Below are 23,037 nucleotides of genomic sequence, written 5' to 3'. Positions count from 1 at the left end.
CACAGTATGCCAAAGAAAAAACTGATATTCATCACCTTACTGGGCATACTTTTTTTTATCCCGTTATTTCTGTTCCGTAACCTGGGACCGCTGGATTTCTGGTGGTGGATGAGCCTCAACCTGATCGTACTTCTTAGCTTTGTTTTCATTTCTGATCATGGTTATAAAAAAATCCTGCGGCAGGACTTTCTCTCCCATCCTATCCGGAAAATCGCTTTGGGTGTATTTTCAGCGCTTGTTTTGTATGGTGTTTTTTTTGCAGGAAATTACTTCTCACGGCTTATTTTGCCCATTGCCGATGAGGGAATCCAAGGCGTTTATAACTTCAAGGGTAATGCCGATGCTTTAAGAATAGCGTTATCCATGCTTCTTATCATCGGACCGGGGGAAGAACTGTTCTGGCGTGGCTTTCTCCAGAGAAACCTGGAACCCTACCTGGGTAAATGGGGTGGATTTGCCCTTGGGGTACTTATTTATACCGGTGTACACGTTTTCACCGGAAATCTCATGCTCATTACCGCCGCCCTGACAGCCGGACTGTTCTGGGGATGGATGTACGCAAAATACCGCTCTATGCTGATGAATATTGTAAGCCACACAGTGTGGGATGTGGTGGTTTTTGTGGTGTTGCCTTTTGCATAATCTTTCCGGGAAATATCTAAAACACAATTCCTGATGGCTTCATCCGGCATTATTTCTTAAACACAAAATACACTGCCAAAATCAAAAAAACAAAGCCAATCAGATGATTCAACCTGAAGGTTTCGTTTTTAAATGCCAGGATGGTGAAAAGGGTAAACACCACGAGGGTGATTACTTCCTGGATCACCTTTAGCTCAACAAGCGTAAAAGGGCCTCCGTTTCCTTTAAAACCAATACGGTTTGCAGGCACCTGGAAAAAGTACTCGAACAGGGCTATGCCCCAGCTTATCAGTACAACGGCGACCAATGGCAATGCGGCAAACCAGTTAATTTCCCTGAACTTTAAATGGCCATACCAGGCTAGGGTCATGAAGATATTGGAAAGTATCAGTAATCCAATGGTATACAGTCCGGTTTTCATAAATCGAAATAAAATCCGGCAAATATACTCCATATCTTAATCAGCAGATAATTCTCCTCCATGATAAAAGATTCCCCTGAATTTTTAAGATTCATTCGAAAATTTAACGTGAATATTTCGAATTGATTTGAAATTTTCACGTGAATTTACTACCTTTATTCCAAAATTTGTTCTATGAAAATAGTCCGGAAAATATTTAATTCTATCCAGGAAGACCTGAAAAACAACAGAAACATCATTATTTTATATGGTGCAAGGCAAACCGGAAAAACAACACTTTCCAATGATGTCCTGAGCGGTACAAGTGAATCAGTACTTAAAATAAATGCGGATGAGATAAAATATGCAGATGTACTCTCTTCACGTGACCTTGATCGTATGAAGTTATTGGTATCAGGATATGACATTCTCTTTATTGATGAAGCACAAAGAATTCCTGATATAGGCATCAACCTGAAGATAATTCATGACAATTGGCCTTCATTAAAAATTCTTGCAACAGGTTCTTCATCTTTTGATCTGGCAAACAAAGTCAAGGAACCACTGACAGGGCGAACCTCCACTCATATTCTGTATCCGATCTCATTATCTGAATTGTCTGTTCAAGTCAATGCATTTGAACTACAAAGCAAGTTGGAAGAATACATGATATATGGCATGTATCCGGTGATTTTTCATCACACATCAGGCCATTCCAAAGAAAAGTATTTACGTGAACTTACTTCTGCATATTTGTATAAGGATGTTTTCGAATTATCATCAATAAAAAATAATTCAAAGATTTCATCGCTTTTAAAACTACTGGCGCTTCAAATCGGCTCTGAAACATCCGTCAACGAGCTTGCACTGAACCTGAAGCTAAGCCAGGAAACCGTGGCATCATATATTGAATTACTTGAAAAAGCATTTATCATATTCCGCTTAGGTGGTTATAGCCGGAATCTCAGGAAAGAGGTATCTAAGAGAAATAAAATATATTTTTGGGATCTTGGTGTCAGAAACTGCTTGGTAGAAAACTTCAATAGTTTCAATATTAGAAATGATGTTGGAGCATTGTGGGAAAATTTCATCATTTCAGAAAGGTTTAAATACCTGGAATACACTCAGAATTTCCTTTCCTCCTATTTCTGGAGAACCTATACCGGTGCCGAAATCGATTATATTGAAGAAAAGGGCGGAAAACTATATGCCTATGAAATAAAATACAAAAAAGCCAGGAAAATTGCTCCTAAAACATGGGTAGAGCAATATGGAGACAATTATAAGAGTATTACCAGGGATAACTTTTGGGAGTTTGTTATTTAAGGGTTGAGAAGGATACGCTGGGGTTCTTCTGCCGCGCGAGGTTGGAGAGTTTTACAATAACCTATCTATAGAAAAATATCTCCTTTTTAACCACAAAGAAACATTCACCAACGAAATTAGCACCGGCACCTCCACCAGCGGCCCTATCACCGCGGCAAAAGCCTCTCCTGAATTGATCCCGAAAACAGCAATCGCCACCGCAATGGCAAGCTCAAAATTGTTACTGGCAGCCGTAAAAGCAATGGTGGTCGTTTTTGAGTAATCCGCCCCAATCTTTTTGCCCATAAAGAAAGAAACCAGGAACATCACCACGAAATAGATGATCAGCGGAATAGCTATCCTGACAACATCCAGCGGGATCTTGACGATATATTCCCCTTTCATGGAGAACATTACCAGGATAGTAAATAGTAAGGCTATCAAAGTGATCGGACTGATTTTCGGAATGAACTTACGGTGATACCAATCCTTATCCTTTATGCGAATCAGGATAAACCGGGTAAGAAATCCTGCAATAAAAGGAATACCGAGATAAATAAAAACGCTGATGGCAATTTGCCGGATGGTAATATCCACAGCAAAAGATTCCATACCCAGCCATCCTGGAATAACGGTAATAAAAACATAGGCGTAAAAAGAAAAAAACAGCACCTGGAAAATGGAATTAAACGCCACCAGTCCGGCGGCATACTCACGATTCCCTTTTGCCAGGTCGTTCCAGACAATAACCATGGCTATGCAACGGGCCAGCCCTATCAGGATCAGTCCGGTCATATAATGCGGGTAACCCCGGAGAAAAACTATGGCCAGGACAAACATCAGCACCGGTCCGATAAGCCAGTTCTGCACCAGCGACAACCCGAGTATCTTTACATTCCTGAAAACCCGCGGCAACTCTTCATACCTGACCTTTGCCAACGGGGGATACATCATCAGGATAAGGCCTATGGCGATGGGGATATTGGTTGTACCTGAGGAGAAAGTGTCCCAGAATTCCGCAATACCCGGATCAAAGTAGCCCCAGAATACACCAATAAACATAGCCAGGAATATCCACAACGTGAGATAGCGGTCTAAGAATTTAAGTCGTTTTTTCATTTTTCACTTACTTTTTTATAAAACTCCAGGAATTGCGCTTTGATCTGGTCCCTTACAGTCCTGAAAACTTTAATGATCTCTTCTTCCGTTCCGGTAGCGGCTGCAGGGTCTTCAAAACCAATATGCAAGCGGTGTTTCACCTTTCCTGTGAAAGCCGGGCAGGATTCTTTGGCCCCGTCGCAAACAGTGATCACAAAATCAAATTCCTGATCCAGGAATTCATCGACCAGTCGGGGCCGGTTTCCGGAAATATCAATACCTGCTTCTTTCATCACCTGGATGGCTTTGGGATGAACCTGCTCCGCAGGATTGGTTCCCGCAGAAGAAACTTCAATCTCCGCATCGAAGGACTTGAGAAAACCTTCTGCCATCTGGCTGCGGCAGGAGTTACCGGTACAAAGTATCAGAATTTTCATTCTTCAGAATTTTAGTTGACCATTATACCATAAATCAAACCGCTCAGGGTTGCCATAACAACCACCAGACAAACATATACGATGGTTTTCTGTGTACCCATAACACTCCTGATCACCAGCATATTGGGCAGTGACAACGATGGCCCGGCCAGCAAAAGCGCCAGAGCAGGCCCCTGTCCCATACCTGAATTAATCAAACCCTGTAAAATGGGAACCTCAGTAAGTGTAGCAAAGTACATAAACGCTCCCACGATGGAAGCGAAGAAATTGGAAAACAACGAATTACCACCAACTAATGAAGATATCCATTCATTCGGTATAATTCCTGGTATCTGTGTTTCATCATGGGTTGAGCCCAGCAGAAAACCGGCCACCAGCACCCCGAGCGCAAGCAAAGGCATAATTTGTTTGGCAAAATCCCAGCTTGAGATCGTCCATTCACGGTTTTCTCCGCCGCTCATCAGGGTAATCACCGTTAATCCGGCCAGTCCGGTTACAAAAGGAATTATGGGATTCGCAAAAGCAATGGCTGTGACCATCACAGCAAGGGCAGTTAATAATACATACCACCATTTGATCTTCAGTACTTTGATCAGGGAATAAGCCAGGAAAAGGGAAAGTACTGCAGTGATCAGCCATTTCTGAGACCAGAGAAAATACCATAAACCCTGTTGGACATCATTGCCGGGTTTGCCCCAGTTCACCATCACCAAAATAAGTACAAGCACAAAAAAGTGAAAAGCCGTTTGCCAGAGAGGCCTGCTTTCCGGTTCAACCATCACATTCATCTGTTCTTCAGCCTTTTTTCTTTCTTCCTTGCGGTAAATCATCGACATGATCAGCCCGATCAGCACACTGAAGACTACCGCACCCACTACACGGGCAAGCCCGAGCTGCCAACCCAGAATCCGGGCAGTAAGGATGATAGCCAGGATATTAATGGCAGGGCCGGAATACAAAAAAGCAATGGCAGGTCCCAATCCTGCTCCCCTTTTGTGAATACTTGAGAACAATGGCAAAATAGTGCAGGAACATACCGCAAGGATGGTTCCTGAAACCGATGCCACTGTATAGGCCAGCCACTTTTTCGCGTTGGCACCGAAATATTTCAATACCGAACCCTGGCTCACAAACACCGCGATTACTCCGGCAATAAAAAAAGCCGGCAGCAAACATAAGATCACATGTTCCCTGGCATACCATTTCGCCAGATCCAGCATGGCAAAAACCGCCTCATTAAACCGGATACTGTCGAGAGGCAGAAAATAGGCAAACAGGAAAAACGCCGCTATCCAGAATAATATCCGGATTTCTTTTCTCCATTCCATAATCCTGCATTTACGTTCGTATTTTAACGAACAATGATTTAAAAATTTTTATAAAAGCAACAAGACAATATAATAAACGCCCGTTCCAATAAAAAGAACAGCAATCACCCTCCGGAACCACTTTTCAAAAATTTTCATTTTGCTGTAAAACTTTCCGACACCTGAGATGGTAAAAGCGATAAACCAGGCAAAGATGATAACCGGGATTCCTGTAGCAATAGCAAATGATACCGGCAGAAGTAAACCCGATGAACTGCTGATGGTCATTGGAATAAGCATTACAAAATACAACACTCCGCTGTAAGGGCAAAAAGCCAGGGCAAACACCATCCCCAATAACAGCACCTCCCAGGAAGAACTGATGCCTCTTTCCTGAAACCGTTGTGTCAGATTGCTTAGCCCGGGAAAGTTGATCCTGATAACATCCAGCATAAACAGTCCGATGATAACCAATAAGGGCCCCAGGATTTTTTCGCCATACTGCTGAAAAAACCCGGAAACACTCATCTGATCAGCACCATAATATATAACGGCCGCCAGTCCGGTGTAAGAGATGGCTCGTCCCAGCGTGTAAATCAATCCGTTATAAAAAACCTTCCTCCGGTTTTCGATGTCCTTGCTGATAAACCCAATGGCTGTAATATTGGTGGCAAGCGGGCACGGACTGATAGCAGTCATCAGCCCCAGAATAAAAGCTGCCAATACCGGAACAGATGTATTGGAATATAATTCCGAGAGAAAGCTTTCCATAATGGGTTACAACTCCTTTATGGCTTTTTCTATTTCAGCTTTTAGCTTATCAGGATCTGATTTGGCATACAGAAATCCTTCAGAGGTAAGGTCTTTCTTCTTGTCTCCCTTAACTACCAATAAAGTTTGGCCTTTGATTCCATACTTTTCTTTCAGCTCATCACCGGATTTATCTTCAATGTTTACTGATTTGAAAACTACCGTTCCCTTTTCCATTTCACCGGGATAAAGTTGCTCAAGGGCTTTTTTGGATTGTGCTTCAACGTTTTTGCAAGTCATGCAACGCCGTTCAAGATGAAAATAATAAACGGCAGCTTTAATTTCCTGCCCGTCCTGCTGTGTAACTACTTTTGTTTCCTGCTGTGCAAAAGTACCGGTTAATACGGCGACAAGGACAATAGATAATAATACTCTGATTGTTTTCATAGTTAACTATAATTGATTCGAATTAATATAACCTTCTATCTCCTTGGCAGAAAGCAACCTGCCACTGGCAACAACTTTACCGTCGATTACCAGTCCTGGCGTGCGCATGATCCCATATTCCATGATCTTCATGATATCATCAACCTTCCCAATCTGAGCGTCAATCCCCAGCTTAGTGACTACTTCTCTGACAGATTTCTCGAGCGACTGGCATTTTGGACAACCCGTTCCTAAGATTTTAATCTCCATTTTGATCCTTATTATTCGTTGTTCGTAAAACTGCGAACAATATTAAGAAAAAATTTTATGAACCGTAAAAGTCGAGGAATAATTTTTTTGCTTCTTCCCAGCTTTCCCTGTTGATGCAATAGCGAATCTTAGGCGCTTCAATCTCTCCCTGGATAAGTCCCGCATCCTTTAATTCCTTCAGATGCTGAGAAAGCGTCGATTTTGCAATGGGCAGAATCTCTGAAAGGTCACCGCTGTAGCAACACGATTGCTTTTCCAGTAGTTCCAGGACATAGATCCTTACAGGGTGCGACATTGCCTTGGCATATCTTGCCAGTAATTTTTGTTTTTCGCTGAGGGGTTCTTCTTTCATAGGCATACAAATTTAATACATTTTTATCAGTCAGGATGAAATGACCTGTAATCATTCACAATGACAGATCTATATATTTATTCATGCAATTCTTTGAGTTCGTTTTCATATTCTTCTATTTTTGCGAATGTATATTAACCAAATTCAAAATCCTGATTACTATGAAAAAATTCTACATGATTGTGATCCTGGCAGTTATGGGATTAATATCCTATAGCCAGACTTTGATCACAGAAGATTTCAGCGGCGGCGTAATGCCTCCGTCGGGTTGGAGCATCGATGCCCATGCTGCCAACTGGAGTATAAGCAACAGCGTCAACGCAGGGGGTATTGCACCCGAAGCCAAGATGAACTGGAGTCCACAGTTTAACGATGACAGTCGTCTGATCTCCCCGCTCATCGACCTGACGGGAGCATCCAACGTCGTTCTTCAGTTCAGGCACATGCTTGACGATTACAGCGGTACTGCTTATTCCATCGGAGTAGCCACTACCTCGCAGGGAAGCGGTGTATGGAATATTGTGTGGGAAGTCAGTCCTACCGGCAATATTGCCGCAGAGGAAAAGATCCTGGAAATTACCAATGACGATGTCGGTCAGGCTGATTTTCAGTTTTGCATCTATTTCAGCGGGAACTCATACAATATGGATGGATGGTTCATCGACGATATCGTGCTGTTCCGTCCCTATGGTCTCGATTGTGCCATGAGCCTGATCACAACCTATCCTTACCTGAATGGTCCGGCAGAAGTTACCGGAAAGATCACCAATGTTGGAAATACTACCATTACTGACATTGACATAAACTGGCAGGCCAACGGTGGCATAGTTAATATCACCAACCTCACAGGATTGAACCTTAACCTAACCGAAAGCTATAACTTCACCTGTACCGATATTTTTAACTTCCCTGTAGGTTCCTATAACCTGAAGGTATGGTTGTCAAACGTGAATGGCATCAACGACGACAATCCGGCCAACGACACTTTAAGCAAGCACATCAGCGTTGTTAGCCATACTGTGGCCAACAAGCCCTGCCTGGAAGAATTTACCAGTTCCACCTGCGGCCCTTGTGCCACGCTCAACACAACGCTGAATCCCTGGTTGGAGACACACGCGGATGAGCTTACCTTCGTGAAATATCAGATGGATTGGCCAGGAAACGGTGACCCCTATTACACAGAAGAAGGTGGGGTTCGAAGGAATTATTATGGTGTTTCCTACGTGCCTTGGGTGAATGTGGAAGGTTCACTGGTATCAAGCAATACCAGCGCTATCCAGGCTGCCGTGAATGCTGCTGCAGCCGAACCGACTTATGTTAGCCTGGTCTCTTCCCACCAGATCAATGGAACAGAAATCACCGTGAACGCGGCTGTCCTTCCTTTTGCAGGATTTACAGACTTCAGGGCCCACATCATTGTGATGGAGAATACAACTTACGGTAATGTCGCATCCAACGGGGAAACCGAGTTCCACCATGTGATGATGAAAATGATACCCGATGCCGATGGTTCGGTAATGAATACCACAGACAGGGAACCGGTAAATCTTGATTTTACGGTAGATCTGATCGACACCTTCATAGAAGAAATTGATGACCTTTCGGTACTGGTATTATTCCAGGAATTCGGCTCCAAGAAAATCTTCCAGTCAGCCTACTCCGTCGAAAACGGTGTTTTCGCCACGGAAGCCCACCTCAGTGACCTGACTTACGACGGTGTTCAGGTGCCCGGCTTTGACCCCCAGGTGTTTGATTACACCATCGAACTGGCACCAGGAACCACTGATGTCCCCCTCGTTGAAGGTATCCCTGTTGATGATAAGGCTATCGTGGTTGTCGTGCCTGCACATACGCTTCCCGGAACTACTGTCGTCGATGTTTTCGCAGAAGACCTGATGACACATAACCGTTATTCCATCAACTGGGACATTGAAACCGGGATCAAAGATCCGGAAAACAGGCTGATCAGTGTTTATCCCAATCCGACCACCGGAATCATAAACCTTGGGACCATGGATAACGGAGAAATCATGGTTTATTCCCTTAATGGCGAACTTATAAAATCCATTAGGCAAATAAACTCAAATATCATTGATTTATCCCAACTTACCAACGGTATCTATATCCTGGAAATAAGGGATACAGAAGGAGTGGTATATCATAGCAAAGTGGCTGTGTTAAAATAACACCACCCTGCCTGAAAATGCTTCTTTTCCGGTATTTAATCTGATCAGATATACACCATCCGGTAAGGAAGAGGCATTTATAGACTTCACCAATTGTCCGGGTTCTTTCATAAACCAGGAATAATGCCATACCTCCTGACCCTGAGCATTATAAATGGAAGCGTGGATATTTCCGGAAACAGGTTCATTGGTTTTCAGGGTAAAGAAATCAGCAGCCGGATTCGGAAAAACATGCAGGGATCCTGTTACCTGTCCGGCAACCGGTTCCGCTATGCCTGTAGCCAGCATAAAATCATAGACCTGAAATCCTGCGGGACCGTCACCGATGATGGCATAATTCTCCCATGCCGTCACTCCAAGCGCGAAGCAGCCTGAGCGCTGATAATATCCTGTAATAAAAGGATTGGCAGGATCCGAGACATCCACAACCTGCACACCGCCGTTGATATACGTGGCCACATAAACATAAGGCCAGGTAACATCAAGCTGCCAGGCAACATCAGGAAGGGTGATATAGGCCATCGAATAAGGACTGGCAGGGTCTGCCACATTGATAACCTCGAAGCCTCCTACATTATCCGCCACATAAACATAATCACCCCAGGCTGCCAGATCGTATCCTGCACTGAAAAGCCCTGCATACCGTGAAACAAACTGAGGCTCTTCGGGATTGGAAATATCGAAAATATATAATCCCTTGGTATCCTCATCCTCAAAAGGCTTATAATCGATCAGATACAGATAATTCGAATATACGTCCAAAGCCTGCACATAGCACCACTCCACACCCGGCGTAGCCCCGTTGGTCCAGCCAAATTCATGAGCAGCCAGCACTGGATTGGATGGATTGCTGAAATCCACCACCCGAAATCCGTCCCACCAACAGGCTATAAAAGCATAATGATCTTTCAGGCAGATATCATACGTCATTACCGGGGCAGTATAATGTCCTGTTTTCACAGGATTATAAGGATCCTTCACATTCATGATATTTACGGGATTACTGGAGGTCATGCTCTTGGGGATATAAACGGCGAGGGTATCGCTCACGGCAACCAAAGCCCCTTGTGTCGGTTCGAAACCGGTTTCAACAGGATGTGTCGGGTCTGACAAGTCAAACACACGGAAACCATTGCTCCCCGTGTACGCATAATCTCCTGAAGCTTCCACAGCCGTAATGTGCCAGGCATGCGGGATATCGGCTGCATGAACGGGATTTTCCGGGTCGGTAACATCCAGGATAAGACAACCGCTGCTGTTCCCGGTGGCGGCAACCACAGTACTGCCGCAGGAAATAAAGTTCTGATAGCCCTCCACGGTAGTTATAAACTCAGGTAGCGCCGGATCGGCCACATTTACAACATTGACCCCGCCACCCGGATTGCTTGTGGAATTGGCAATATATACATAGTTGCCATATGCGGTAACACGGTATGGCCAGCCTTCAACGGCAAGTGTACCTAATGAAGTTACCCCTCCCGGATCACTTACATCGAAGATACGTAGCCCAAAATCATAAGCAACTACATAGGCAATCTGGTCCATGACAAAAATACCGGTGGTATTTCCTGAAGCCACACCGGCAATCACCGGGTCGTAGGGATCGGAAAAGTCGATGATCCTGAAACCGGATGTACCCAAAGCAAGATAGGCATAATTGCCCTCGAAAGAAGAGTTCCAGATCAGCGGACCGCTGACGATCTGATGGGAGATCATCACAGGATTCCACGGATCGCTGACATCGGCAACATAAAATCCATCGGCAACGGTAACGATATAAACATAATCGCCCCGGGCAAAGATGCCTCCCCTTGGGTAACTATTGGTGGGAATCCGGCTCATCCTCACAGGATTTACGATATCTGACAAATCCCAAACCTCAACTCCTGAAAAATACGCTGCCAGGTATAATCTTTGGGTAACCGGATCATAATAACTGGCATCTACCAGTGCCCGGGCCCTCACTTCTGAGATCTGCACAGGATTATAAGGATCGCTGACATCCATGATCAGCACTCCTCCCCCACTTCCCACAAAAACCGTATCTCCGGTAGGTGAGGATGTAACGGAATAACTTTGTCCGTAAGGCCAGTTACCTGTAAAACGCATGTTCAGCGAGTCATAGTCGAGTTCACGCATAACCTCTTCCTTTATGCCTGGAATATCCGGGACAGACTCCCAGATCTGGCCGGCAGGTGGACCTCCAATAATATATTCCGATTGTAAAAGCGGTGATTGTCCGGATAAAACACCTGTCAGGAACAGGATACACCCTGTTAATAAAATTTTTTTCATAATGATATGGATTAATTTTCCATCGAAATATACAAATTAAACCTAAATATAAAAAGTCTTCCTGATTTAAAAAACCTGGAAGACTTTTTATTTATAGAAATTCACTAATGTCCTGAACAAACTACTCAACCAGCATCCTGGAAGTCTTTACCCCGGATTGAGTATTCACTAAAATGGTGTACATCCCGGGATTTAAACCGTTAAGGTTAACCTGAACCTTATAATCTCCCGGTTCAGCTTGATAAACCAGTTGGCCCATCGAATTGTAAATACACAACTCATCTATATCCACGTCCGTTCCGATAGTCACAATATCTTTCACCGGATTTGGATAGACCAATATTTCGAGGTTTTGCTCCGGCAGTATTTCCCGGGTTCCAATTGTGCCCATCAACCATGCAAACATCCGCTCCAACAATTCTGTCCTAAGTGTCGGCTGGATAACACAGGCAAGTGAAACCGTTGAGAAAATGGTGCGATAATTGCCGGCATCATACTGAATAGCGGTAACACTATCGGATCCTGCATAACTCATCTCAAGAAGGCTTTGTCCCGCATGGTCAATCATCAGATCAATATATAAACCTTCACGGGATTCCGTTGTGTACAAGTCTTCTATTCCGAATAACATCCCGTCAGCCAGGGAACCTGCCACACCGGCTACTACTGAAGTATCAGGAAAATCTAGATTCCAGACATCCTGAAGTACTTCCCTTAAACCCAGAACATCATAAGGAAAAGAACCTGAAGACAATACACCGGCAGAGCTGTAGCGGTCCCAAAGGTAATCCTGTGCGGAAAGGAGCAATTTACCACTGTTCACGCTGGTGTATAGTAAAAGGTTAAACTCATCGTCATTGGTCATGGTCTGGCTCTCCTGCCAGGTTTCTCCGGTGAACCAAAGAACAATGTCGTAAGCATTCATGGCGGTAGCATCCGGCCCGTTGTTGGCTGGATCTTCCACTTCAAAATAATCGTAGGTCAGTCCAAGGGCATCCAGTACTTCCTGGTAACGTGGCCAGACATCGGTAAAGCTTTCAGAATAAAAACTACCATCCCTGTCGACACAAAGAACGCTCTGACCAAAAATGAAGAAACTGCTGAACAAAAAAGAAAGGACTAAAACTACGCTTTTAAGCATGGTAAAATTTTTCATGGTATTGGGTTTTGGTTAATAGTTTATTACGAATTAAAGGTAATATTTTATCAGGAAGGATCAAACAAATCCATATCAACAAATGATTTCAATTTACCGATGGACAGTTTCGCTTCGCAAATGGATATGGTTTTTAAATAATTAAGAATGAATAAACAAATATTAACTATATTTAAGTGCCTAAAAAAATGCATATGAATACTATCTGGAATAACCTGCTTGTTTTGATTCTCGCTAACTTCCTGTTAACATGGAATCTGTCTGTATTCGGCCAGGAACAGGATTCCTGCATCTGGATCATCACCAACCGGACCATTAACCCACCGGACGAACCGGGAATGTTTTTTGGCAGCAAGGTTGACCCTCAGGGCCGGCTCAGGTTTGTCAAAGGTTGCAAATGTCCGATGGAAAGATGGAACTACCAGTTACGGAGTGATCTCAACGATCTTTTACAGGATATGCCTTCAGGAAAAGACATCGTGGTCTTCGTCCATGGAGATTATAAAGCTTTTGATGAGGCTGCGGACCGCGGATTGGAAATTGAAAACACATACGATGTAAATGTATTGCTTTTCACATGGCCTTCCAGACTTCCTGAATCGTTTGGCACGAAAAACTTTAAAAACTCACAAAATAATGTACGCTTGTCGGCCGGTCAGTTTTACAACATGCTTGAACTAATCCAGGAATACAAGACTGCCCCTGACAGTCCATGGAAAAACTCCCGGCTTACCATGTTCCATCACAGCCTGGGTAACTACTTCCTGGAAAGAGTTGCAACAGACAGCAGCATCACAATAAACCTGCAACCCGGCCTTTTCGACAATCTCGTACTTAACGCCGCGGCCGTGAATGCAGAAGGGCATGAAAAATGGCTGGAGAAGATCAATTTTGCGCGAAATATTTATGTGACCAGCAACAAAATGGATTTTAACCTTAACGGGGTAAGGTTCTTCACAAACGATGGAAAACAGCTTGGTGAACGCATTTATCCCCCGCTGGCCGGCAATGCAATATATATCAACTTCACCGAAACGGTTGGTTTCAGGACTCCAACCGGAGCTTCACACACCTATTTCCTGGGAGAAATAATGGAAGAAATACCCAACCTCAGGGAGTTTTACAATACCATTTTCCATGGAGAACAGCCTGATCTGAGTGACACAACCCTTTTCAGGGTCAATACGGAAGGACTTGGTTATGATTTAATCAGATGACATCTCCCCCGGGGCAGATGTCATCTGTCACAAATAAATATTATACCCATGAAAAAACCCATTTATATTTCATTATTTGCTGCCATCATCTTGTGCAGTTCCTGCGTTTCCTGGAAACCGGGCTGGAAAGAGATCGATTACGGCAGCATACAACAGGATGCCTCAGCCATTCTGGACGAGGCTGCCACCCTGGAGCAACAGGCCGATGATGCTGCAAAAGTGCAGGAATTGATCGCGACCTATAAAAAAGCCCTGCAATACGACCCCGACAACATCTACGCGCTCTGGAAGACAGGCAATTACAACATTCTCATGGGCGCCGCCTATGCAAGTAAAAAAAGTGAGCGGAAACGCTATTACAAAGAAGCCATACGGTATTGTGAAGCGGCGATGTACACGAATCCTGAATTTAAAAAGCTCGCGGATCAGGGAGTTCCTGTATGGGAGGCCTGCGAGGTGCTTGGAGAGCGGGAAATATGGGCCATGGGATACTGGTACACCGCCATTTTCAATTATTTCAAGGATTGTTTGTCAGGACTAGGCAGGGTTTTTAATACCCGGCTTGTCATACACAACAACATCATCATGGATCGCATGGACAAGATCGATCCTACCTGGGCCGGTGGAGGCAATGCATTTTCAAGGGGCATTTATTATGTTGCCATCCCGGAAAAGTTTGGAGGCAGCAAGGAAAAAGCCAGGGAATACTTTAACAAGGCCATTGAAGTTGGTCCTACTTATCTTGTAAACCGCTGGGGAAGAGCAAAATATTTGTATTCTTTAACAGGAGAGGAAGAAGCTTTTGTCAGCGACCTGGAATGGGTTCTCAACCAGGATCCGCATAAAGCAGGGAATCCTTTTCCCTGGAATGTTTTTTTTCAGCGTCAATCGCAGGAATTGCTGGATCAGCGGGAAGAAATATTCAGATGACATCTGCCCGGGGGCAGATGTCATCTGTCTCTGTCAAACAACTTTCAGCTTCCATCTCCCCCGCCGGAAAATCACAAATGCAGTGATGGTCATCAGCGATTCGGCGATCAGGATGGCATAATAAACCCCGTTTTCGCCTATTCCTGATGTTATCGCCAGGAAATATGCCAGAGGAATCTCAACCACCCAGAAACAAAAGAGGTTGATCCATAAAGGAGTCATCGTATCACCGGCGCCATTGAACGAATTGACCAGCACCATACCGAAACCGTAAAAGAGGAAACCGCTGGCGATGATCCTCAGACAGGCTGAACCGGATTTCAGAACGGCAGGATCGCCGATAAACATCCCGATGAAAAACTCAGGTATGGCAACCAGCATAAGTCCGATCATACCCAGGATCACCACGTTGATCTTACTGGTACCCCAAACGGATCTCTCTGCACGATCGGGCTTACCGGCTCCCAGGTTTTGTCCTACCAGAGTAGCAGCCGCATTACTTATTCCTAAAGTTGGCAATAATGCAAAAATGATGATCCTGATGGCAATGGTATAACCGGCCAATACTTCGCTCCCGAATTCGGAAATGATCCTGACCATACCTATCCAGCTTGCCGTGGCAATGAGGTATTGACCGATGTTACCCGATGAAAGCCTGATCAGGCGTGTCATAACATTAGGGATGATCCGGAAATTCTTTTTCCGTAAAACAATCCTCGTTGATCCCCTGAATAACAGGTAAAACTGGTAAATCACCGCCAGTCCCCTTCCAATAACGGTAGCTATGGCAGCACCTTCTATGCCCAATTCGGGAAAAGGTCCTAAACCAAAGATCAGCAAAGGATCAAGGATGATATTCAGGATGTTGGCGAACCACAGCACGCGCATGGCTACCACCGCATCACCGGCACTGCGGAAGATGGCATTGTTTATAAACAACAACATAATCACCACATTGGATCCCAGCATGATACGCAGGTAACCCGAATAGCTTTCTATTAATTCAGGAGAAGCGCCCATGAGTTCCAGCAGATCGCCGGCATAAAAGATCCCGGCTATTGCCAGGGGAACTGAAAATACAACTCCGATTATTATAGCCTGAAAGCCTGAAGTAGCCGCTGCTTCCGGGTCTTTTTCACCAATACGCCGTGAAACAAGTGCCGTTGCGCCCATAGCAAAGCCCACTCCCAACGAATAAACGATGGTCAGCATGCTTTCGGTTAAACCTACCGTGGCCACAGCATCAGCGCCCAGCCGGGAAACAAAGAATATGTCAACAATGGCAAAGATGGATTCCATCAACATCTCCAAAACCATTGGGATGGAAAGAAGAAAAATGGCCCGTCGCAGGCTGCCTTGCGTAAAATCCTGCTCCGAACCGGAAATGGCTTCATACAGATCCCTGTAAAAACTTTTCCACCGGAAAGTAGTGATCTTTCTTACAGGTAAATAAAATAGTAGAAAATGCCTGGCTTTATGGTTATTTTTCATTTCGTTTTCGTTTTTGATTGGGATTTAACAGTTTCAAATGGTTTATCAGGGCATAACAGCCCGAAAGGATGTTAATCACAAATCCTGGCATAAGGGTAATTTGATTTTTCATGGTTTTTCCTCCGAAATTTTGATGAATAAAAAATATGTTAATTGAAAAAAAGCTCCGGGAAATAATTCCGAAAACAACCGGATGAATATGTCCGGTATGACCTTAGCAGGTCACAAAAAGAAAGCCGGTAATGATGATAGGTTTCATCGGCAAGTAATGAGACTCCAAAAATAAACAGGGATTTTTAAATATCCAAAAAAAATCTTTACCTTTTGCATTCGAAACCAAAACCGGCAGTTATGAAAAATATCATTGTAATTCTTTCAGGATTATTCCTGTATTCAAGCCTTTCAGCACAGCAATATATACCCCTTCAGGACAACTGGGATATTCCCAGCGGTTCCTGGTATAACATCATAGGTGGCACGTATAATTTCCCTGATCCTGAAAAAGACGGGGTCATCCGCATCATCAACAAACACAACATCATCATCGATGGCGACAGCGTAACCGTAAACGGCGCGGATGACCAGGGTTACATGGCCATTATTGAGAATTCACATGACATCATCATCCGGAATTTCGAAATGGTAAAAGATTACTACTATGCCGTTAAGATTAAAAATTCGCATAATATCATCATAAACGGGAATGTGTTTTCACATAATAAAAAAGATACCACAGGATGGATCTCTATCTGGACCGGCGTAAATTCAGCACTGGGTGGTGGTGTGCTGATGGACCAGTGCCGGGCAGTGGAAGTCTTCGATAACACTATGCAGCAACAGAACGACGGGGTGGCCATGTATGATTGCGATAGTATCCATATCCACGACAATATCCTGAACTGGAACACAGGATTTGGTATCCGGATGAATTTTACCGATTCCTGCTACATCCATCACAATGTTTGCAGCCATGTGAACCGTGAAACCGACCCGAGCGATTGTGCGGCCATCCTGCTGATCGTATCCAACGAAAACACGGTTGTGCACAATGACTTCACCTATTCCGGCGATGGCATTTTCCTGGGACAATATGAATATTCGAGCATACCCAACAACAACTATTTCGCTTACAATGATTGCTCCTATTCGCCGCACAACGCGATTGAGGCCACTTTTGCCGATGGCAATGTTTACAAACACAACCTCTGTAACTACAGCCATTACGGGTTCTGGCTGGGTTATTCATTCAACAGCCTGGTCGACAGCAACGAGGTGATCGGCAATCAACATTCCGGCATTGCCATCGACAGGGGATACAACAATACGATCACGCACAATATCATCAACGAAAACCCCACAGGGATAGAGCTTTGGGAAGGAGACGGGATTCCTCCCTACCAGAATCAATATTCCCACGATTACCAAATCCTGGGAAATACCATACAGGGGAATACCATTGCCATCTCGGCCAAAAAGACGGAAGGCCTGATCGTGAAGCACAACGACATCCTGGAAAACCGCAATGGTATTTACATTGAAGGAGAAGCACAGCATGATACCATTACCGGAAACCTTTTTAAAAGAAGTACCTTTTATCACATTGAGAACCGGAGCACCCAGGAAATATATGCGGTAGCCAATGATTTCGGTTTGAACGACGAAGATGTGATCGCATGTAATATTTACGACATCCACGATAATTCTTCGGTAGGCGAGGTTATCTGGCATCCATTCACCCCCGGCCCGGATCCTGCCTGGCAGCACATCCCTGTATCCGATCTTGCTGAGCCCCCGGCTGTTTGGTTTTCATACCCTGAAGCCTGCTGGTCTTATGGTCTCTGGGAACCGACCATCACATCCTGGGATACGGTCAACAAAAAGGAAGGGAACGCCTCCATACACCTGAGTACCGGCAATGGCTGGGACCTGGGCATGCTTTACCGGCCGGGGGGTGATTCCATCGCATCCTGGGCCCTGCATGAAACCGACACCTTGTTCCTGTGGATCAGGAGCGTGAACAACACAGGATATGGCTTCCAGTACTGCAATTTCATCCTGGGAAATGATTGCGGGGGGTATTACAAATACACGGCTTCTGCCGGCACCATCCTGAACCCGACCATGAACCAGTGGAAGCATTACGCTATCCCGCTGACCGGAGCATCCCCCTGGAGCCGGACAATATTTGGCAATGTCTCCTTCAGCGATATCTCCTTCCTGGAATTCCACGCCGACACCTGGGAATATGGCTTTGAGCTGTGGCTGGACGGGATACATTTTTCGTCACCTGGGGTGGGAATTGGCGATAATGCAATAAAGGATCCAGGAATCACCGTTTTTCCCAACCCGGCTCACGACCGCATTAATCTTCTCCTGAATGAAAATCTGGAGGGGAAAAGCGAAATAGCGGTATACAATTCCTTCGGGAAAACAGTTTACAACCGGCAAATCACCAAAACCGCAGGCAGTCCCATGATCCACGAGATCGATGTAAGCAACTGGCCGGCAGGGATGTATGTGATAAGGGCAATGGGGAAAAATGCTTCATGGAATATTAAAGTTTTGGTGAAATGAGAGGAGGAAGGTAAAAGGGGGGCAGGTTTCAAGTTACAGGATACAGGTTTCAAGCTGCAGGAAGCTAAACTCATAACTCATAACTCATAACTCATAACTCAAACCCAAACTCCTGCAACCTGCAGCCTGCAACCTGTAACCTGCCCAGCATCTCACCAATTTACTCTACCCCACAATAAGAAAATCAAGAAATCCTGTAAAACAACCCTGATAAAACAGATGGAGACAATACATGCTGGATGCGTTGATTGAGCCAACCATTATGAAAGACATATTTAGGCGCTCATTTACTCAATTACTCTGCCAAAGAGGGTTTTAGGGTCTACTATTGGCGGCAGCGGAACTTTGAAATGGATTTTGTCATTGAAAAAGGAAACAAGATCATTGACCTGGAAGTTTATTTTAACTAATCTTTGATAAAATATTTCGAAGATCGATTGTATGCAATCGAAGATTTTACATCACCCCGCCTTCTCCCTCTTACCCAAACAGGCTCACATATTCCCCGAAAATAAATACCCTGTTACGCCGGTAACCAGTCATTTCCTGCAAGATGCCCAGCTTTTCAAAATCTGAGATCATCCTGAGGGCTGTGGAGATGTTCACGTTCAACATTTCTGCAACATCATTACCATCCACTACCGGCTGTGAATATAATAACCGCAGCAAAGCCATGCCTGAAGGTGCCTTTTTCCCGAGCTTGGGCATATCATGGGTTTCAAGCCGCTGCCTCATATCTATGATCTTACGGAAAGTGATAATTGAATTTTCTGCTGTTTGTCTTACACCTTCCAGGAAAAAGATAAGCCATTGAGCAAGGTCGTTCTGAACACGGGCACGGGTAAGACGATCATAATAATGAACCCTGTTTTTCTCCAGGAAATCGCTGAGATAAAGCACCGGTCTGGTCAAAACCTTTCTGCTAACCAGGAATAATGTGATGATCAATCGTCCTATCCTTCCATTACCATCCAGGAATGGGTGTATGGTCTCAAACTGATAATGGGCAATCCCTATTCTTATCAGATCAGGAATCATCAGGTCTTCATTGTTCAAAAATTTTTCCAGGTCACTCATGAGCTCCGGTACCTCTGTGTGATGCGGAGGAATAAAAAGCGCATCCTGAATTGATGAGCCACCCACCCAGTTCTGTGACTGACGGTATTCACCGGGCTGCTTATGCTCCCCTCTTACTCCTTGCAATAGTACCTTATGTGCCTGCCGGATTATCCTGCCACTGATGGGCAAACGGGAAAGGCTTTCAATACTTGTATTCATTGCCAGCACATAGTTCCTGACCTCCTGCCAGTCATCCCGCCTTTCCGGATCAATATACTCCTCCTTTTGTAATGCCTCTTCCAGCCGGGTACGTGTCCCTTCTATCCTGCTGCTCGTCAACGCCTCCTTCTGGACATGCATCCTGATGAAATAATCAACATCAGGCACCAGTGAAGAAAAAGCATTCAATTCTCCCAAACAGATGTTCGCCCTGCTCAACATATGGTCCAATTTCTCATCAGCCGTAATCCAGGCATGATTAACGGGATTGGGCAGAAAACTCCTGTACTGATATTGCTTCTCCTGTTTTCCCGATATAAAATCCCTAATATACATATCTGCGAATATAAATCATCTTATTTGCACTTATCTAATTTCCTGCAAATATAACAATATTTATTTGCACAAAACCAATTTTCTGCAAATATGAGAAGATTGCTTACAGGTAGCTTGCAGGAAGAGTTAAAGTTACCGAATAATTCAATCAGCAACCTTTAACAAGTATACTGCATCCAGTATCCGCTTTTTATTTATATTGCACACGAATAAATATCCAAACCATGAAAAAGATCTTCGCTATTTTGATGTTTGCATTATGCTTTTCGTGGGTGTATTCCCAGGAAGACCCCGCAACCAAAGGCCTCGAAGCCATCACCACCGAAGCCGTTCAGGGCCAGCTTGAGTTCCTTTCTTCCGACTGGACCGAAGGTCGTCAGACAGGTACTAAGGGTGAATTTATCGCCGGGGATTATATCGCGAGCATATTCAAGATCTATGGTTTGGCCCCGGCCGGGGATTACCGTTTTACGGAACTTACGCGGGAAGAACGGTGGGAAGGGAAGAAACCCGAAAAATACCGTTCCTTTTTCCAGGAATTCAGTCTGATCAAAAGCAAAGCCGGCAAGGAACAGCATCTTTCCGTGACAAAGAAAAACAAGAATGGTGAATCTACTTTTCATTTCACCTACAAGACAGACTTCGAATTCGGCAGTTTGCCCCCGGTAAGCATGAGCGGGGCAGCACCGGTGGTTTTTGTGGGTTACGGGTATGTGAACGAAAAGGAAGGGTACAACGATTACCAGGGTGTGGACGTCAGCGGCAAGATCATCATCCGTCTTGCCGGGTTCCCGGGAATTAACGATACAGCCTCCGAAGCCTTCCGCAAATTCCATCCGGAAGGCCGGTATGGGTATTATTATCTCAACCGCGACAAGAATAAGGAAGCCCGTGAAAGAGGAGCCATCGCCGTTATTGAACCCGGTTATGAAGGCATACAGAAAGACTGGACAGTTAACCTGCCATTCCGCTTTAAATCCGCTATTTATGAAGGCCCTGAAGAGCTGGAATCACCTTATGAATACGATTTCAGTCTTCCGGAAGACACCCTGAAGACCAATCCCCTGATCATCCGGGTCACCCCTGCCATCATGAACCTCCTCCTCGATGGTTCGGGCATCCATCCTGATGAATTCCATAAATCAATAGCAGCGCGGCCCAAACCCATGTCGAAGGAGATTTTCGGGAAACAGGCCGGATTTGTGACAACAATGGAATCGGAGATCGTCACAGCACGCAATGTAATCGGTATGATCGAAGGGAAAAATCCTGATTCGCTGATCGTGCTGGGCGCCCATTACGATCACCTCGGCATTCACGATGGCTACATCTGGAACGGGGCCGATGACAACGCATCCGGCACTGTGGGTGTAATGACCATCGCCAGGGCCTTTCTTGCAACCGGCGAACAGCCGGAGCGGACAATCGTTTTCGCAGCCTGGACAGGCGAAGAGATGGGGTTGCTTGGTTCAAGCTATTTCGTCGACCATCCCGTAAAACCCGTGGAGAACATTCTGCTCAACCTGAATTTCGATATGATCTCACGGGATTCCCGCAACGATACCCTGAAAAACAAATGTTCCCTTTCCTACTCCAAATCACATCCCATCCTGGAAGAAATAAGCAAAAAGAACAATGAAACCCATGAACTGGGCCTGGATATCGGATTTCGTGCATCGGAAGGCGGACGTGGAGGCAGCGACCATGCTCCGTTCTCCATGAAAGGCATTCCTTTCGCATTCTTTATGGCCGGCTTTACAACCGATTACCATCAACCTACGGATGAGATCGAAAAGGTTAACATCGATAAGATGACACGCATTGTCAAACTCGGTTTCCTGAATGCATGGAAACTGGACAAAGTCAATTTGAGTCGAAACAAACCAAAACAATAACCCATAAACCATATACCCATGATCATTAAAATCCTTGAAATCCTTAGAATCGTCGGAACTGGACTTGGCATATTCCTGGCATATTACCTTGGAGATACCCCCGAAGAGATCCTGCACATCATGACACCCTGGATCCTTGGTTCCATCGCGGGGTTTTCCGCCATCGAAGGACTTCTGTTCGCAAAAAAAGCCGCAGAAGCAACCGGTTACGAGCAAGGCAGCGATTACCAGAAACAGACGGGATTTGCCTTCTTATCCTTTGCCCTCATGGCTCTGCTTGTTTATTTTGCCCATTGGAATCCTATGGCCAATGTAACCCTTGTGCTTACTTTTCTGCTTTTTCTGTTACAATCGGCTATTAACCATGGATACAACATTTTTGCCAGGAAGAACACAACCTGGAAAAACATGATACGGCCCTTGCTCACGGCATTGCTGATTGGTGTTTTCTGGTATCCGGTTCAAAGCGTGTTGATGCAATAACAGTTCACTTCCGTACAGCAAGTGAACACCATAGGACAAAAACGTCTTTTTTTTGATCTCAAATTTTATTCGTAATTCATTGAATATACGACCAATATGGTCTTTGGTACTAATTTTGAAACTCTCTGCTCAGCGTTCTTTTTTTCCTGGTAAGGATCTTTCAGCCACGAAATGAACACCGGAGCGGGCTTGTTCGTTATGTAAGAAAC

General features: G+C 44.8%; 20 protein-coding genes and 1 pseudogene. 9 read left to right on the top strand and 12 right to left on the bottom strand.

Annotated elements, in window-relative coordinates; translation table 11 throughout:
• Positions 1-6 precede the first annotated feature (6 nt).
• On the top strand, positions 7-642 hold the full coding sequence (locus tag KKA81_08905; protein MBU2651041.1) for a CPBP family intramembrane metalloprotease: 636 nt from the start codon (positions 7-9) through the stop codon (positions 640-642).
• 49 nt (positions 643-691) lie between these two features.
• On the opposite strand, the gene KKA81_08900 is transcribed toward KKA81_08905, so the two are convergent.
• Positions 692-1,063, bottom strand: a complete 372-nt coding sequence (locus tag KKA81_08900) for a DMT family protein (protein MBU2651040.1) — start codon at positions 1,061-1,063, stop codon at positions 692-694.
• Between the two features lie 174 nt (positions 1,064-1,237).
• On the opposite strand from KKA81_08900, the gene KKA81_08895 reads away from it, so the two are divergent.
• A complete protein-coding gene (locus KKA81_08895; protein ID MBU2651039.1) occupies positions 1,238-2,368 on the top strand; it encodes an ATP-binding protein in 1,131 nt (376 codons plus the stop codon).
• Between the two features lie 51 nt (positions 2,369-2,419).
• On the opposite strand, the gene arsB is transcribed toward KKA81_08895, so the two are convergent.
• From arsB to KKA81_08860, 7 genes are read right to left on the bottom strand one after another with little or no spacing between them, the layout of a single operon-like run.
• On the bottom strand, positions 2,420-3,466 hold the full coding sequence (gene arsB, locus KKA81_08890; protein ID MBU2651038.1) for an ACR3 family arsenite efflux transporter: 1,047 nt from the start codon (positions 3,464-3,466) through the stop codon (positions 2,420-2,422).
• Positions 3,463-3,882 (bottom strand): arsenate reductase ArsC, encoded by a 420-nt coding sequence (locus KKA81_08885; GenBank protein MBU2651037.1) that lies wholly within the window; start codon positions 3,880-3,882, stop codon positions 3,463-3,465. The genes arsB and KKA81_08885 overlap by 4 nt, the downstream gene beginning before the upstream one ends.
• An 11-nt stretch (positions 3,883-3,893) precedes the next feature.
• A complete protein-coding gene (locus tag KKA81_08880; GenBank protein MBU2651036.1) occupies positions 3,894-5,210 on the bottom strand; it encodes a permease in 1,317 nt (438 codons plus the stop codon).
• Between the two features lie 48 nt (positions 5,211-5,258).
• Positions 5,259-5,960 carry a sulfite exporter TauE/SafE family protein gene (locus KKA81_08875; GenBank protein MBU2651035.1) on the bottom strand — a complete coding sequence of 234 codons (702 nt, stop codon included), beginning with the start codon at positions 5,958-5,960 and terminating at the stop codon, positions 5,259-5,261.
• A gap of 6 nt (positions 5,961-5,966) precedes the next feature.
• The gene (locus KKA81_08870; protein ID MBU2651034.1) at positions 5,967-6,386 is read right to left on the bottom strand and encodes a hypothetical protein; all 420 of its coding nucleotides are present in this window, start codon (positions 6,384-6,386) and stop codon (positions 5,967-5,969) included.
• A 6-nt stretch (positions 6,387-6,392) separates the two neighbouring features.
• Positions 6,393-6,635, bottom strand: a complete 243-nt coding sequence (locus KKA81_08865; protein ID MBU2651033.1) for a TM0996/MTH895 family glutaredoxin-like protein — start codon at positions 6,633-6,635, stop codon at positions 6,393-6,395.
• A 55-nt stretch (positions 6,636-6,690) separates the two neighbouring features.
• Positions 6,691-6,987, bottom strand: coding sequence for a metalloregulator ArsR/SmtB family transcription factor (locus KKA81_08860; GenBank protein ID MBU2651032.1), 297 nt, complete (start codon positions 6,985-6,987; stop codon positions 6,691-6,693).
• A 161-nt stretch (positions 6,988-7,148) separates the two neighbouring features.
• Here KKA81_08860 and KKA81_08855 point away from each other — a divergent pair, with 161 nt between their 5' ends.
• The gene (locus tag KKA81_08855; protein ID MBU2651031.1) at positions 7,149-9,173 is read left to right on the top strand and encodes a T9SS type A sorting domain-containing protein; all 2,025 of its coding nucleotides are present in this window, start codon (positions 7,149-7,151) and stop codon (positions 9,171-9,173) included.
• Here KKA81_08855 and KKA81_08850 read toward each other — a convergent pair.
• Both KKA81_08850 and KKA81_08845 read right to left on the bottom strand, forming a co-directional pair.
• On the bottom strand, positions 9,165-11,468 hold the full coding sequence (locus KKA81_08850) for a T9SS type A sorting domain-containing protein (GenBank protein MBU2651030.1): 2,304 nt from the start codon (positions 11,466-11,468) through the stop codon (positions 9,165-9,167). The two genes, KKA81_08855 and KKA81_08850, sit on opposite strands and share 9 nt — an antisense overlap.
• A 121-nt stretch (positions 11,469-11,589) precedes the next feature.
• The gene (locus tag KKA81_08845) at positions 11,590-12,624 is read right to left on the bottom strand and encodes a T9SS type A sorting domain-containing protein (protein ID MBU2651029.1); all 1,035 of its coding nucleotides are present in this window, start codon (positions 12,622-12,624) and stop codon (positions 11,590-11,592) included.
• 194 nt (positions 12,625-12,818) lie between these two features.
• On the opposite strand from KKA81_08845, the gene KKA81_08840 reads away from it, so the two are divergent.
• Positions 12,819-13,841 (top strand): alpha/beta hydrolase, encoded by a 1,023-nt coding sequence (locus tag KKA81_08840; protein MBU2651028.1) that lies wholly within the window; start codon positions 12,819-12,821, stop codon positions 13,839-13,841.
• 48 nt (positions 13,842-13,889) lie between these two features.
• A complete protein-coding gene (locus KKA81_08835) occupies positions 13,890-14,771 on the top strand; it encodes a TRAP transporter TatT component family protein (protein MBU2651027.1) in 882 nt (293 codons plus the stop codon).
• A 33-nt stretch (positions 14,772-14,804) separates the two neighbouring features.
• Here the strand turns inward: KKA81_08835 and KKA81_08830 are convergent, their stop codons facing one another.
• Positions 14,805-16,262 carry an MATE family efflux transporter gene (locus tag KKA81_08830; protein MBU2651026.1) on the bottom strand — a complete coding sequence of 486 codons (1,458 nt, stop codon included), beginning with the start codon at positions 16,260-16,262 and terminating at the stop codon, positions 14,805-14,807.
• A 351-nt stretch (positions 16,263-16,613) separates the two neighbouring features.
• Between KKA81_08830 and KKA81_08825 the strand changes: the two genes are divergently transcribed.
• Together KKA81_08825 and KKA81_08820 are read left to right on the top strand one after the other, a co-directional pair.
• A complete protein-coding gene (locus tag KKA81_08825; GenBank protein ID MBU2651025.1) occupies positions 16,614-18,836 on the top strand; it encodes a right-handed parallel beta-helix repeat-containing protein in 2,223 nt (740 codons plus the stop codon).
• A 272-nt stretch (positions 18,837-19,108) separates the two neighbouring features.
• Positions 19,109-19,246 (top strand): annotated as a pseudogene (locus KKA81_08820) (DUF4143 domain-containing protein).
• A 70-nt stretch (positions 19,247-19,316) separates the two neighbouring features.
• On the opposite strand, the gene KKA81_08815 reads toward KKA81_08820, so the two are convergent.
• Positions 19,317-20,450, bottom strand: coding sequence for a Fic family protein (locus KKA81_08815; protein ID MBU2651024.1), 1,134 nt, complete (start codon positions 20,448-20,450; stop codon positions 19,317-19,319).
• A 224-nt stretch (positions 20,451-20,674) separates the two neighbouring features.
• Between KKA81_08815 and KKA81_08810 the strand changes: the two genes are divergently transcribed.
• A complete protein-coding gene (locus KKA81_08810; GenBank protein ID MBU2651023.1) occupies positions 20,675-22,345 on the top strand; it encodes a M20/M25/M40 family metallo-hydrolase in 1,671 nt (556 codons plus the stop codon).
• Positions 22,346-22,363: 18 nt separating this feature from the next.
• A complete protein-coding gene (locus KKA81_08805) occupies positions 22,364-22,828 on the top strand; it encodes a hypothetical protein (protein ID MBU2651022.1) in 465 nt (154 codons plus the stop codon).
• Positions 22,829-23,037: the final 209 nt, after the last annotated feature.

The sequence above is a fragment of the Bacteroidota bacterium genome, assembly GCA_018831055.1.
Classification (GTDB): domain Bacteria; phylum Bacteroidota; class Bacteroidia; order Bacteroidales; family B18-G4; genus M55B132.
The sequence above is the reverse complement of the archived record's forward strand: the minus strand, read 5'-3'. Positions and strand labels throughout refer to the sequence as shown.

Excerpts from the sequence above, each read along its gene's own strand:
- KKA81_08905 (MBU2651041.1), top strand. The coding sequence starts at position 7 with ATGCCAAAGAAAAAACTGATATTCATCACCTTACTGGGCATACTTTTT.
- KKA81_08900 (MBU2651040.1), bottom strand. The coding sequence starts at position 1,063 with ATGAAAACCGGACTGTATACCATTGGATTACTGATACTTTCCAATATC.
- KKA81_08895 (MBU2651039.1), top strand. The coding sequence starts at position 1,238 with ATGAAAATAGTCCGGAAAATATTTAATTCTATCCAGGAAGACCTGAAA.
- arsB (MBU2651038.1), bottom strand. The coding sequence starts at position 3,466 with ATGAAAAAACGACTTAAATTCTTAGACCGCTATCTCACGTTGTGGATA.
- KKA81_08885 (MBU2651037.1), bottom strand. The coding sequence starts at position 3,882 with ATGAAAATTCTGATACTTTGTACCGGTAACTCCTGCCGCAGCCAGATG.
- KKA81_08880 (MBU2651036.1), bottom strand. The coding sequence starts at position 5,210 with ATGGAATGGAGAAAAGAAATCCGGATATTATTCTGGATAGCGGCGTTT.
- KKA81_08875 (MBU2651035.1), bottom strand. The coding sequence starts at position 5,960 with ATGGAAAGCTTTCTCTCGGAATTATATTCCAATACATCTGTTCCGGTA.
- KKA81_08870 (MBU2651034.1), bottom strand. The coding sequence starts at position 6,386 with ATGAAAACAATCAGAGTATTATTATCTATTGTCCTTGTCGCCGTATTA.
- KKA81_08865 (MBU2651033.1), bottom strand. The coding sequence starts at position 6,635 with ATGGAGATTAAAATCTTAGGAACGGGTTGTCCAAAATGCCAGTCGCTC.
- KKA81_08860 (MBU2651032.1), bottom strand. The coding sequence starts at position 6,987 with ATGAAAGAAGAACCCCTCAGCGAAAAACAAAAATTACTGGCAAGATAT.
- KKA81_08855 (MBU2651031.1), top strand. The coding sequence starts at position 7,149 with ATGAAAAAATTCTACATGATTGTGATCCTGGCAGTTATGGGATTAATA.
- KKA81_08850 (MBU2651030.1), bottom strand. The coding sequence starts at position 11,468 with ATGAAAAAAATTTTATTAACAGGGTGTATCCTGTTCCTGACAGGTGTT.
- KKA81_08845 (MBU2651029.1), bottom strand. The coding sequence starts at position 12,624 with ATGAAAAATTTTACCATGCTTAAAAGCGTAGTTTTAGTCCTTTCTTTT.
- KKA81_08840 (MBU2651028.1), top strand. The coding sequence starts at position 12,819 with ATGAATACTATCTGGAATAACCTGCTTGTTTTGATTCTCGCTAACTTC.
- KKA81_08835 (MBU2651027.1), top strand. The coding sequence starts at position 13,890 with ATGAAAAAACCCATTTATATTTCATTATTTGCTGCCATCATCTTGTGC.
- KKA81_08830 (MBU2651026.1), bottom strand. The coding sequence starts at position 16,262 with ATGAAAAATAACCATAAAGCCAGGCATTTTCTACTATTTTATTTACCT.
- KKA81_08825 (MBU2651025.1), top strand. The coding sequence starts at position 16,614 with ATGAAAAATATCATTGTAATTCTTTCAGGATTATTCCTGTATTCAAGC.
- KKA81_08815 (MBU2651024.1), bottom strand. The coding sequence starts at position 20,450 with ATGTATATTAGGGATTTTATATCGGGAAAACAGGAGAAGCAATATCAG.
- KKA81_08810 (MBU2651023.1), top strand. The coding sequence starts at position 20,675 with ATGAAAAAGATCTTCGCTATTTTGATGTTTGCATTATGCTTTTCGTGG.
- KKA81_08805 (MBU2651022.1), top strand. The coding sequence starts at position 22,364 with ATGATCATTAAAATCCTTGAAATCCTTAGAATCGTCGGAACTGGACTT.